Raw genomic sequence first — 12,840 nt, 5'->3', positions numbered from 1 at the left:
GATCGAACGGCCTGCCGTGGCCTGCGTCAATTCAGATTGAAGGAAAACGGCACCCGCACCCGCACGGGCTGCCCCTGCGCGATGCAGCGAAAGCGCTTGACCGCATTGAGCGCCGCGCGATTGAGCACCGGATCGGCCGGCTGCGCGAGCCGCAGGTTCGTGACGTGCCCGTCCGGGTCCACCGTAAATTCGACCGTCACATCGCCCGTGATGTCGTTGTCCTGCGCCTCCGGCGGATAGACGATCGACGCGCGGACTTCGTCCGAATTCGGGCAGACGACACCGATCTCCTGGTTCACCGGCCGCGCAACCGGCGCCGGCACCGGCGCGGGGGGCGCCTCGTGCACGGGTGCGCTCGGCGCCGGCGCATCCTGGTGCGTCATGGTCGGCGGCGGCGGCGCCTGCACGTGCACCTCGGGCGGCGGCACGAACGGCGGAGGCGGCGGCGCAACCCGCGGCTTCGACACGACCTTATCGACCGGCTTCGGCGGCGGGGGCGGGGGCGGCGGTTTCACCGGGACGATGATGCGGGTCTCGATCGGTTGCTGGACGATCTGAACGACCCGGGTCGCCAGACCGTTCACCAGCGCCCATATCAGGACGAGATGCAGGCCGATGGCAATCGCGATGCCGCCGAAGCGACGGACCGGATGGGCCCGCTTTTTGCCGAACTGGCGCGGACGGCCGATTGCCGCGAGTCGGGGTTGAGTGGCGCTAGTCATGTTCAATCCAAAGCCAATAAGGTCGGGTGTCCGGCGCCGCCTTTACCTCGGCGGGCCCGCGCACGGGCGGCCGCGCACGCGATTCGCCGGCGCTCGACCGTCCGCGGGCGTGCCGGCGGGACGGCCACGGTCCGCGTGGCCGCATCCGGTTCATCGCCGGGTTCAGTCGCGCACGCCGTCTCACGCATGCCGTATCGATCCGGTCAGGCCGCGACCGGCTCTCGCCGGTCGGCCGGACGCCAGCCGAGTGCCGGCGCGATATGCGCGACGAAATCCTCGAGAATCTGCCGGTAGTTCTCGAACGGCAGGTCGTAAGGCAATTCGAGGCGCAATTCCCGCACTTGCCCCACCACGGGATCGGCAAGCAGCCGCTCCACGATCTCGTCCGAGGTGCCGACGAGATCCGGGGCGAAGAGCGTGCGCCGTTCGCCCTGCGGCGCCAGCGTGCGGGCATGGCGCGCATCGGCAAACGCCCGATAGCGTTCACGCTCCCGCGCATTCGCACTGTCGGTCGGCACGATCACACGGCCCAGCGCGATACGCGGTGCAGCAGTTTCGCTCCAGTGACGGCGGTACAGCTCGAGTTGCCGGAGCTGGGCATCGACATAGCTGTCGGTTCCCTCGCCCGTGGTCAGATTGCCGATCAGCAAGTTGAAGCCGTTTCTGGCGGCCCACTCGATCGAGCGCCTGGAACCCCCGCCGTACCAGAGCCGGTCCGTCAAACCCGGCGCATACGGGCTCACCCGCGGCCGCACCCGGCCGGCGGCCGATTCCACGAACGTGTCGTCGTCGCCGAGCCAGTCGCCGGCGAGATTGCGGCGCAGGCGCGCCACGCGCGCATGCGAGAAGTCGACCAGGTCGGGATCGGTATCGAACAGCCGCTCGCCCAGCAGCGCGCCGTGATTCGGTGCGCCCGCGCTGAGCCCGACGTTGAGCCGCCCGTTCGACAGCACGTCCACGGTCGCCAGATCCTCCGCCAGCCGGAAAGGATTCTCGTAGCCCATCTGGATCACCGCCGCGCCGAGTCCGATCCGGGTCGTCCGCTGGCTCGCCGCCGCGAGAAACGTGGCGGCCGAGGACACGGCGCGCTCGAGGTGACGCTGCCGTACCCACGCACTGTCGTAACCGAGCGTCTCGCCGACGCGAAACAGTTCCAGCGTCCGCTCGAATCCCGACGCTGCCGCCTCGTCGGGATAATTCCCCGGCGTGAGAAATGCAATGTGATCAATTCGTCCGTTGCTCACCTTTTCCATCCTTCGTCATTTGCCACGGCGCCCATGCCATGTCGTGCCGGCCGCGAGCCGGGGAAACGGCACATGGCTACGACAGCACCCTGGACAGGAATTCGCGCGTACGCGGATGCGAAGGGGCCGTCAGCACCGCCGACGGCGGCCCCGACTCCACGACGCGCCCGCCATCCATGAAAACGATCGTGTCGGCCACTTCCCGCGCAAAACCGATCTCGTGCGTAACGACGATCAGCGTGGTTCCGGACCGGGCGAGCTGCCGAATCACGTCGAGCACTTCGTTGACGAGCTCCGGGTCGAGCGCGGAAGTCGGCTCGTCGAACAACAACACCTTGGGCTTGAGCGCGAGTGCGCGTGCGATCGCCACGCGCTGCTGCTGCCCGCCGGACAGCTGGCGCGGCCAGGCATCGGCCTTGCCGGCCAGGCCCACGCGGGCGAGCAGCGTACGTGCTTCCGCTTCTGCGCGGGCGCGCGGCAGCCCTGCCGCCACCGGCGCCTCGACGAGGTTCTCGAGCACGGTCAAATGCGGGAACAGGTTGAAGCTCTGGAACACCATGCCGACCTCGGCGCGGCGGCGCAGGATGTCCTGTTCCTTGAGTTCGTAGAGCGTGCGCCCGTCGCGGCGATAGCCGACCAGTTCGCCATCGATGTCGATGAAGCCCGCGTCCACGCGCTCGAGGTGATTGATGGTGCGCAACAGCGTCGATTTGCCGGAACCCGACTGTCCGAGAATGACCGTCACGCTCCCGGACGGGATGGTCAGCGAAACGTCGTCGAGTACCTTCTGCGCCCCGAAGCGCTTCGATATGCGATGAATGCCGACGGCCGCCCCGACGCGCTGCTTCGCCCACCCGCTCGTCTCGGTGTCCGGCGTCGCGACATCGTCGGGCCGCTTGCCCGCCGCCGAGGCCCGGGAAAGCAGCGCCTCGACCGAACGACGGCCTTTGCGCAGCAGCACGGCCGTGCGCGATACGGCCACCTGGTCGCGCGTCGCGCCGCGAGCATAGTGGCGCTCGATATGCACCTGGATCGCCGACAACCCGGTCAGAATGACCAGATACCAGACGGTCGCGACCATCAGCATCGGAATCACTTCCAGGTTGCGGTGGTAGATGATCTGGACCGTGTAGAAGAGATCCGGCATCGCGAGGATATAGACGACCGCCGTCCCCTTCGCCAGGCCGATCACATCGTTGAACGCGGCCGGCAGGATCGCGCGCATCGCCTGAGGCAGCACGATGCGCCAGGTCTGCCGCGCGCGCGGCAGACCGAGCGCCGCCGCGGCCTCGCGTTGCCCCTGGTCGACCGACAGGATGCCGCCGCGGATCGCTTCCGCCGCGAACGCGGCCTGGGTCAGCGTAAGCCCCAGGATCGCCGCCATGAAGGGGGTAATCAGATCCGTGGTCGGGCCATGCAGCAATACGATATTCGTGAACGGAATCGCGAGCCTGACCGTGTCGTACAGATAGCCGAGATTGTTCAGCAGCAGCAGCAGGACGATGGTCGGAATCGAACGGAACAGCCAGATGTATGCCCACGCGCACGAGGACAACAGCGGCGAACGCGAAAGTCGCGCCAGCGCGAGCGGAATGGCCAGCGCGAAGCCGAGCACCGCACCGAGCGCCGTCAACAGCAGCGTCTGCCCGAGCCCCGCGAGCACGGCCTCGGAGAAGAACCACTGCGCAAAGACGTTCCAGCCCCAGTGCGGGTTGTCGAGCACCGAATAGAGCACGATGGCGATCAGCACGATCGCCGCGACGGTTCCGGCCGTCCGTGCCGGATTGCGGGCGGGAACGACCCGGTATTGCGCGTAGTCGGGTGCCGCCGATGACACACCTTCGGCCACGAAGGGCGCATGACCGGCGATCCTGGAAATATCGTTCATCACGCTGCCTTTGCGCATGTCATGTCGATCGGTCACGCCGTCTCTGCGGTCGCGTGGCGGCTCGCGCGGCGCGGCAAACCGAGATGGTCCCGCAGCGTGGCGCCCGGTAACGCGCGGTGGTAGCGGCCCCGCGCCTCGAGTGCGGGAATCACGTAGCGGACGAAATCCTCGAGTCCTTCCGTCTGCACCTGGAAGCCGAGGATGAAGCCGTCGGCCGCGCCCGCGTCGAACCAGCGGATCAGCTCGTCCGCGACCTGCTCGCCGGTGCCGATGAACCCGGGCTTCGGCGTCGCCACGTCGAGCGCCACTTCCCGGAGCGTCGAGCCGTTTCGACGGGCCTCGTCCTTGATGCGATCGGTGGTGGAACGGAAACTGTTCCTGCCAAGCTCGCCCAGCTCCGGAAACGGCGCGTCGAGCTGATACTGCGAAAAGTCGTGATGCTCGAAGAAGCGGCCGAGATAGGCCAGCGCCTCGTCGATCGTGAGCAGATCGCGAATCGCCCGGTACTTCGCCTCGGCTTCCTCGCGCGTCGCACCGACGATCGGTCCGATGCCGGGAAAAATCTTCACGTCGGCGCGCGCGCGGCCATGCGCCACCGCGCTCTCGCGCACGCGCTCGGCAAACACGCGCGTCTCGTCCAGCGACGGCGCGTGGGTGAACACGGCATCGGCATACTTGCCGGCCAGCGCGATACCGTCATCCGACGATCCCGCCTGGAAAATCACCGGCTGCCCCTGTGGCGAACGCTGGATGTTGAGCGGCCCGGCCACCTCGAAGAAACGGCCCTTGTGGTTCAGCGTGTGCAGCTTGTCGCGGTCGAAGAAGCGGCCGCTCGCGCGGTCGCGCACGAAGGCATCGTCGTCCCAGCTGTCCCACAGGCCCTGCACCGCCTCCAGATATTCGTCGGCGATCTCGTAACGCCGCGCATGATCCGGATGTTCGCCGCCGTAGTTCCTTGCCGATCCCTCGAGCGGCGAAGTCACGACGTTCCACCCGGCGCGCCCGCCGCTGATCAGGTCGAGCGACGCGAACTGGCGGGCCACCGTGAACGGATGGCTGTACGACGTCGACAACGTGCCGGCCAGGCCGATCTTCGATGTCGCCGACGCAAGCGCGGACAGGATCGAGATCGGCTCGAAGCGGTTCAGGAAATGCGGGATCGACTTCTCGTTGATGTAAAGGCCATCCGCGACGAACACGAATGCCACGCCGTTGGCTTCGGCCTTCTGCGCGATGCCGGTGATGAAATCGATGTTGACGCTCGCGTCTGCGGGACCGGCAGGATGTTTCCACGCATTCATGTGGCCGCCGGCGCCATGCAGCATCAGGCCGAAAGTGAGGTTGCGTTGGGTCATGTTCGAATCCGCGGGCTGAAGAGGAAAAAAGAACCCGGCGCCATCAGACGCCGACCGGCTGCTCGACACCTGCCAGCGCCTCGATCGACGCGAGGCGCCTGGCGTAGTCCGCCACCGGGTTGTCGATGACGAACTCGTCGATTCCGAAGCGCTCATGCAGCGCGTCCAGCTCTCGGCGCACCGCTTCCGGCGTACCCGCCACGACCTGCGGATGCAGCTCGTCGATCCGATAGTCGGTCACACCGATCTGGCGCGCGAATTCGGCCGCCGCCTCCGGACTCTGCAGATTGACGCTCTGCCCGTTCCCGAATCGCAGCTTGAAGATTCTCAGTGCCCCCACCTGGCGTTTCGCGTCCTCCGACGATTGCGCGGCGACCGCGAACAGTGCGAGCAGCGGCACGCGGCCCGTCGCGCTGCGATAGACGTCGAGCGACCTTTCGATATTGCCGATGTCGCCGTTGAAGTGGCCCGCGTAGCAGAACTGCCAGTCGTGCCGGGCAGCCAGTTCGGCGCTTTCCGGACTGCCGCCCAGCAGAATGCGCTGAGGCGATTCCGGCGGTGCGGGCAACGCCACCGCACCGGCCAGCGGGTGATCCGGTGCGACGCCGTCGCCGAGAAACGCATCGAGTTCGGCGAGTTGCCCGGCGAAGTCGGGCTTCTTCGCCTTGTCGTGAAACCATTGCAATGCCCTGGTCGTGAGCGGCAGCCCGCCGGGCGCCTTGCCGACGCCCAGGTCGACGCGTCCCGGCGCGAGCGAAGCCAGCGTCCGGAACGATTCGGCGACTTTGTAAGGGCTGTAATGCTGAAGCATCACGCCGCCCGAGCCCACGCGAATCCGGGACGTATGCGCAAGCACATGCGACACGACGATCTCCGGTGCCGAGCTCGCAAGGCCTGGCGCGCCATGGTGTTCCGCAATCCAGTAGCGCTTGTAGCCGAGCGCTTCGGCACGCTTCGCAAGCGCGATCGTGAAGCGCAGCGCATCGTGCGCGGTCGCCCCTTCTGCAATCGGGCTTTTATCGAGAATCGAAAGGGAATAAGACATGCAGCTCAACCTTGTAGGACGGACAACCCGCTGAGGCGGGTGCCGATACAGCGGAAAACGCCGGGCAGATCATTCATTATGGATAACGGATCATCTGCCCGTTACGGTCATTTCTGCTATGAATATGGCCGATCGATCAGAACAGATAGCGCGCCCGCAGATAATAGAAACCGCCATTGACGCCGATCGTGCTGCCGCCGCTGTACTGGATGCCCTCCAGTTGCGCCTCATACGGCAACTTGCTCGGGCGGACGTCGAACAGGTTCTGTGCGCCGGCCGCGATCTGGAACTTCTTGGTCACGTCGTAGCGCACCTCGACGTCGGTGACATACCGCGCGGCCTCCTCGAAATGAACGAACTGCGAGGTCGAGAACGCGTTCGGTCCGATGATGTAGGTCGCTTCTCCGGACGTCTTCCCGTAACGCGTCTCGTGGAGCGTGACTGCCCACTTGTCGAGCCGCCACGTCCCGCCGACGATGATCTTGTTCTTCGGCGTCGTGGTGGACAGCGACGCGATCTGCTGCGCGTTCAGCGACGGCTTGCCGTTCGATCCGTTCGCCACGTGCGTGACCGAGGTCGTGTTCAGGTTCACCCCGAAGTCCCAGTCCACCTGGCCGTACCGGCCGAAACCGGTGTGGTAGGTACCCGCCAGATCGATCCCTCGCGTTCGCGTATTGGCGCCGTTGGTGAAATAGCTCGCACTGACCGCCGACGCGGGCACCGATCCCGGAACCGTCAGCCCGGCCCCTTCGAGCGCGGCGATGGCCGCCGCGCCCGACGCGGTTCCGCCGAGGACGATCCGGTTGCGGATATTGATCTGGTACGCATCGATCGTCAGTTGCAGGTTGCGAACCGGATTGAGCACCACGCCGAAGTTGTAGCTGGTCGACGCTTCGGGCTTCAGCGCCTGCGCACCGATCAGTCGCGCCCCGGACGACGTCGTGGCCAGAATGCCGCCCACGGATGCCGGCGACGTGGTCACGCTCGTATAGGACTCCTGAGCCAGCGACGGCGCGCGAAAGCCGGAGCTGACGCTGCCGCGAACCGCTATGGCCGGCGAGAACTGGTAGCGGGTGGAAATCTTGCCGTTGGTGGTGTCGCCGACGTCGTTGTAGTGCTCGTACCGGCCCGCCAGATCCACCTGCCATTTCGGCGTCAGGTAGGTCGACAGATCGATGTACGTGCCGATCACGTTGCGCGAGATGTCGCTCGCGCTGACGGGCGCCAGGCCCGGCAACGCGGCGGAGCCGCCGTAGATCCACGACGCCTCCTCGCCATTGCGGATCGTATAGGTTTCGCGCCGTTGCTCGACGCCCACCGCGACGTTCAGCGGCGCGGGCAGCAGCGGGACATTGAACGCCCGCGACAGGTCCAGGTTGTTCGTCAGCTGGGTATTGCTGACGGTCGACAGATGAAAGGTGGACGGCGTATACCCCGACGCTGCGTACAGCCCGGTGTTGGCGGAATTGCGCATCCCGAACACGCTGTAGTCCCCGCCGTAGGTCGTGCTCAGATCCCATGCCCAGCCGAACAGGTTCTTTCCCTTGATCCCGGCCGTCACCGAGTAATCGTTCTCGTTGATCGTTTCGACCGGCACGAACCCGTTCGGGTAGACCTGGGGCAACACGAAAGGCGGACGATAGTTCTGGTACGCATCGCCGTTCCGGTGGGCATAGGTGCCGAACCCGTAGAGTTCGACATCGTCGCCAAGGTAGTACCCGGCATTGAAGCCCACCGTTTCGCGCGAACTGGCCGGGTCGCCCAGGATAGGGTTGTAGTAGCCCTGCCCCTGCGGAAAGCGCCCGAAATAATCGTCAGGCCCGGTGCGGATGGTATGGTTCTGCCGGTCGAATCCGGCACTCAGGTCGAGGAAGCCCTTGTCGGCGATATTCAGGCCGATCGTGGCCGACTCGCTCGTCTTGAAACCGTCGCCGGAATACGTCTGCCCGTTGGTCGTGGCAAGCTCGCCGCCGTGCGCATTGCGCTTCAGGATGATGTTGATCACGCCCGCGATCGCATCCGAGCCGTACTGCGCGGATGCACCGTCGCGCAGGACTTCGATATGGTCGATCAGGCCGATCGGAATGGTATCGATATCCACGCCGGTCGAGCCCTGGTTCAGGCCCGGGTCGAGCGTGATGTTGGCCGTCGTATGGCGCCGCTTGCCATTCACCAGCACGAGCACGTGGTCGGGCGTGAGGCCATGAAGCGACAACGTGTCGGTCAATACGCCCGCGTCGCCGGAGTAGGAAGTCCTCGTGATCGACGGCGAAAGCTTCACCAAGGCGTCGCGCAGGTTGGTTTGCCCCGTCGCACGCAATTGATCGCCGCCGATCACGTCGATCGGCGTCAGGCTCTTGCTCGCACGCGTTTCCGTGCGCGAACCCGTGATCACCACCCGGTCCTGAACCTGTACCTTGCCGTCCTGTGCGGCCGAACCCGACGATGCCGGTGCGGCCGCATTACCGGCGGGCGCCGCGACCGAAGCCGCGCCGTCCCCCGCCCCCGCTTCCTGTGCCCAGGCCGCTCCGTGAAAAACGCCTGCCGCGACCGCCACCGATATCACCGTCCTGCGCGTCTTCGGCGAAACCCCTTCGCCCCGTGTGTGCCGCATGATTTCTCCGCCCTTTGCCGATTGAAGGCACGCTACCCGCTGCCTTTTAGTAGTAGTCCGTATTGTTTGACAAGCTGTTTCCGGGTGGCGGCCGCGTGTCGGCCGCTCGACACCCGATCAGAGATCGGGCAGCCCCGGAGGATTCGTCGAGGCCTTCGTGATCGCCTCGCTGTCGAGATTCCAGCGGCCCAGCACCTGAAGATACTTGCCGTTCCGGATCAGGTCGTTGATCGCATAGGTAATGGGCGCGGCCAGCCCGCCGCCCTTGCGCGTGGTGACGGCAACCTCGGCAGTGCGAGGCCACCCGCCGCTGACCGTGCCGACCTGCCTGATCTTCACACCCTGACTCGCCTGGTAAACCAGCGCGGCATTGACGCTGAAAATCGCGTCGGCGCGGCCCGATACGAGCGCCAGCGTCCGCACCGACGGGTCCTCGTAATACAGCACGTGAATCGGCTTCAGCCCATGTGCGACGTTTTCCTTGTCCCAGGCCAGCAGTATCTTTTCCTGATTGGTTCCGGAATCGCCGATGACGCGCAGCCCGGCGATATCCCGGGGCTCGCGAATCTGCTTGATGGCGCTGTTCTGCGCGACGTAGAAACCCAGCACGTCACGGCGATAGGTCGAGAAGTCGAACTTCTGCTTGCGTGCCTCGGTCACGGTCACGTTCGACAACACCGCATCCACCTTGCCGGACGCCACGGCGAGCGGCCAGTCCGCCCATGCGAGCGGCACGAGCTTGAGCTTCAGGCCGAGTTCGTCCGCAACCAGTTGGGCGAGATCCGGATCGGCGCCGACGATCGTTTTCGCATCCGTCGCGTAGGCACTGATCGGCGGAAATGCCACGGCGATTCCGACGGTCAACACGCCCTTTTCGGCGAAGCCGAAGTTCTCCGGGATCAATTTGATCGCCGCCGCGTCCGGCGTGACGCGCGGGCGATCATGCTGATCGGGACTCAGGTTGAACGACGTCGCCGACTGCGCGGCGCCGGCAATGCCCATGACCACAACGGCAAACGCACCGGACAATGCCAGGCCGATTCCGCGACGACGATTCATTTTTTCGTATCCCGTGAAAGTGTTCATGCGTCATGCGCCGAACGGCCGGCCTAACGGCCCGTCCGGCTTCAGATCCTGTAGATGATCGATACGGCCCGGCTCGAGCAGATCCTTTCCAAAAGGCAGCCGCCAATGCACTTCCGGTGCGATCGCCGGATCGTATAGCGGTTCATAGCCGGCGCCGAGATAGAGCGCCGCCGCCTCCGGTTGACGAAATCCGGTCGTGAGATAAACCCGCCGGTATCCCTGCGTCAACGCACGGGATTCGAGCTCGGCCACCACGCGACGCGCGACGCCTTGCCGACGAACACCGGAATGCGCCCAGATGCGCTTGAGTTCGGCCGTCGTTTCGTCGTAGCGTTGAAATGCCCCGCCGCCCACGACTTCGTCACCTCGTCGAATCAGGACGAAAGCGCCGTCGGGTGGCGCAAACAGCGCCGCCGGATACGTAAGGAGTTCGTCACGCACGACTTCCGCGGACACCGGGCGGAAGTCCTGGTAGCGCGTGGAATATTCGACCGACAACTCGTCGAACATGGGTAGCGCGAGCGGGTCGAGCGGGGATGTGTCGATTACTTCGTCAGTCACGGATACGCCAGATGCTTCGAGTCATCTGCCTCTGATTTGCCAGGGTCGGTTGATTCGTTCGACACGTCGATTGCTGCGTATCGCGTCGCACCATATTGCGCGTTAACCATTCACGCGCAAACCAAGCATTTTCGAAATCGTTATGCACACGGATACACATAATCAGGATGACGTATCGTAAAACCGAGACCGCACGGCAAAACACGATCCGCCATGCAAGTCACGCCGTCGGACGCCGACAATGCTTGCTCATCCAGTCGGCACATGCCGCCGCAAACGCGCCGGCCACCAACAGCAGGATCGGCGTCAACACTTCGACGAACGCACTTCGGTATGCCGTCAACCCGGCCGAAGACGATGCCTGCACCAGGAATACGCCGGTTCCCCACGACATGCCGATCGAGCAAGCGAGCCGCTGCGACAACTGCAGAAACCCCGCGGCCAGCCCGCGCCCTCCGTCCGGGCCGATCTCCGCGAGTGTCATGGCCTGGTTCGGTGCATGGATCAGGCCGCCGGCGAACCCCTGCAGCAAGACGATCGCGGGATACGCGAACACGATCCAGCGAACCTCGAAGTATTCGGTCGCCAGACCTTGCGCGGCGACCGCGAGCGCATAGCACGCGATGGCGCACACCGTCCCGGCGCGGCCGAAGCGCCCGACGAATCGCCAGCTCCACATGCTCGATGCGATCGACGCCAGCGCGGCGGGAATCGACAGCGCGGCAAAAAGCAGCGGATCGAGATGCAGGCCGTCGAGAAAGAACAATGCACTGACCATCCCGAGCGTCACGCCCGCTGCAAACTGGCACATGGCAACGAGCGTGCCGAAGACATATCCGCTCGAACCGACAAGGGCGCGGGACAGAATCGGCGTTCCGCCGCGGCGCTGATATGCCCTCTCCCAGGCAAGAAACATCAGCAGCCCGGCAATCGAAACCGCGAGACAGACGCGTCGCGGCGGCAGTCCGGCGCTTCCGACCAACGTGGCGAGCATGAGCGCGAGCGTGACCACCGAGAGCAGGATCAAGCCGACCAGATCGATCGAAAACCGGGCATCCGACAACCGGTGGCGCGGCAGATGCCGAAGCGCCAGATAGAACACGACCATGCCGAATGGAGCATTGACGAGGAACAGCAGCCGCCAGCCGAGATCCGGCGAAACCGATGCAAGAATCAGCCCGCCGAGAATCGGGCCGACGAGCCCCGACAAACCGCCTGCCGACGCGTATCGCCCCAGCGCCCTGGCTTGCGCCGCGCCGTTGAACAGATCCTGGATCAAGCCGAATATCTGCGTATTGATCATCCCCGCGCCGAGCCCTTGCAGCACGCGCGCGACGATCACCGTGCGCGCATCATCCGCCAGCCCGCCCAGCACGCTGAAACCTGAAAACATCGCAAGCCCGACCAGAAACAGCAGGCGGCGCCCGATCACGTCGCCAAGCCGGCCTGCCGGGACGAGCGCGATGCCGAACGCAATGGAATAGACCGACGTGATCAGCTGTATTTCGGCGGTCGACGCATGCAGTTCGCTCCTGAGCGTCGGCACCGCCAGCGTGAAAATCGCCTGATCGAGGAGCGTGGTGAAGCCCATCGCGACGCAGATGCCCAGCACGATGTCCGCACTGGCACTGGCACTGGTGCTCGCGCTCGCGTCACTCGAACGGCCGTGGGCATCGCGCCGGCGCACCCGCCCTCCGTCCAGGCCCGAAGGCCGGCCCAGGACGACCGGTTTCTCGAGATCATCGTGCACGGGCGCGGGCGTCTCGTCGCGAATCATCGATTCAATCCGGGCTGCCGGCGCGCCGAACCGGCAACAGATATTTCTCGAACAGGACGCCGGGCGGCGCGTCCTCGCCGAAATCGTGCGACGACAGCAGCGTATAGCCGGAGGACCGGTAAAGGCCCACCGCTTCGGGTTGCCGCGGCCCGGTTCCCAGATGGACGCGCGTATAGCCTTGCCGGGCAGCCTGCGCCTCGAGCTCGACCAGCACGCGCCGCGCGAGCCCCTGACGGCGATGCGCGCGACTGACCCAGATACGCTTGAACTCCGCCGTGGCCGGGGTGTGATGACGCATGAAGACGCCGCCGGCGATGGCCCGCCCGTCCCTCAGCAGCAGCAGGAACGCGCCTTGAGGCGGCGCAAACGCTTCGACCGGATAGCGCACCAGTTCCCTGCCGAGTTCCTCTTCGGGAATATAGGCCGCGTAGCGGCTGCTGTACTCGTGCGCCAGCTCGTCGAAGAGCGGCCGGGTGAGCGGGTCCGTGGCGGACACGTAGACAAAATGATCACGCTGATCCAGCGAAGATCCGGCTTCGGACATCGAC

10 protein-coding genes are annotated in these 12,840 nt (G+C 65.4%); all 10 read right to left on the bottom strand.

Annotated elements, in window-relative coordinates; all coding sequences use genetic code 11:
* Positions 1-26 precede the first annotated feature (26 nt).
* A complete protein-coding gene (locus tag DCN14_RS33175; protein ID WP_096506007.1) occupies positions 27-722 on the bottom strand; it encodes an energy transducer TonB in 696 nt (231 codons plus the stop codon).
* Positions 723-925: 203 nt separating this feature from the next.
* Positions 926-1,975 (bottom strand): LLM class flavin-dependent oxidoreductase, encoded by a 1,050-nt coding sequence (locus DCN14_RS33170; RefSeq protein ID WP_239008017.1) that lies wholly within the window; start codon positions 1,973-1,975, stop codon positions 926-928.
* 67 nt (positions 1,976-2,042) lie between these two features.
* Entirely contained in the window at positions 2,043-3,854 is a 1,812-nt protein-coding gene (locus tag DCN14_RS39075) for an amino acid ABC transporter permease/ATP-binding protein (RefSeq protein WP_096506111.1), read from the bottom strand.
* A gap of 32 nt (positions 3,855-3,886) precedes the next feature.
* A complete protein-coding gene (locus DCN14_RS33160) occupies positions 3,887-5,209 on the bottom strand; it encodes an LLM class flavin-dependent oxidoreductase (RefSeq protein WP_096506005.1) in 1,323 nt (440 codons plus the stop codon).
* 43 nt (positions 5,210-5,252) lie between these two features.
* Complete coding sequence (locus DCN14_RS33155; RefSeq protein WP_096506003.1) at positions 5,253-6,254, bottom strand: LLM class flavin-dependent oxidoreductase; 1,002 nt, start codon at positions 6,252-6,254, stop codon at positions 5,253-5,255.
* 136 nt (positions 6,255-6,390) lie between these two features.
* Entirely contained in the window at positions 6,391-8,868 is a 2,478-nt protein-coding gene (locus tag DCN14_RS33150) for a TonB-dependent receptor (protein WP_096506001.1), read from the bottom strand.
* A gap of 117 nt (positions 8,869-8,985) precedes the next feature.
* A complete protein-coding gene (locus DCN14_RS33145) occupies positions 8,986-9,870 on the bottom strand; it encodes an ABC transporter substrate-binding protein (RefSeq protein WP_162826287.1) in 885 nt (294 codons plus the stop codon).
* 87 nt (positions 9,871-9,957) lie between these two features.
* Positions 9,958-10,515 (bottom strand): GNAT family N-acetyltransferase, encoded by a 558-nt coding sequence (locus tag DCN14_RS33140; RefSeq protein ID WP_172441910.1) that lies wholly within the window; start codon positions 10,513-10,515, stop codon positions 9,958-9,960.
* 220 nt (positions 10,516-10,735) lie between these two features.
* Complete coding sequence (locus tag DCN14_RS33135) at positions 10,736-12,292, bottom strand: MFS transporter (RefSeq protein ID WP_096505995.1); 1,557 nt, start codon at positions 12,290-12,292, stop codon at positions 10,736-10,738.
* A 4-nt stretch (positions 12,293-12,296) separates the two neighbouring features.
* Positions 12,297-12,836: a GNAT family N-acetyltransferase gene (locus DCN14_RS33130; protein ID WP_096505993.1), complete on the bottom strand. Its 540-nt coding sequence runs from the start codon at positions 12,834-12,836 to the stop codon at positions 12,297-12,299.
* Between the last annotated feature and the right edge of the window lie 4 nt (positions 12,837-12,840).

Source organism: Burkholderia sp. IDO3 (genome assembly GCF_003366075.1).
GTDB lineage: Bacteria > Pseudomonadota > Gammaproteobacteria > Burkholderiales > Burkholderiaceae > Burkholderia > Burkholderia anthina.
This window is presented reverse-complemented; position numbering and strand designations above follow the sequence as displayed.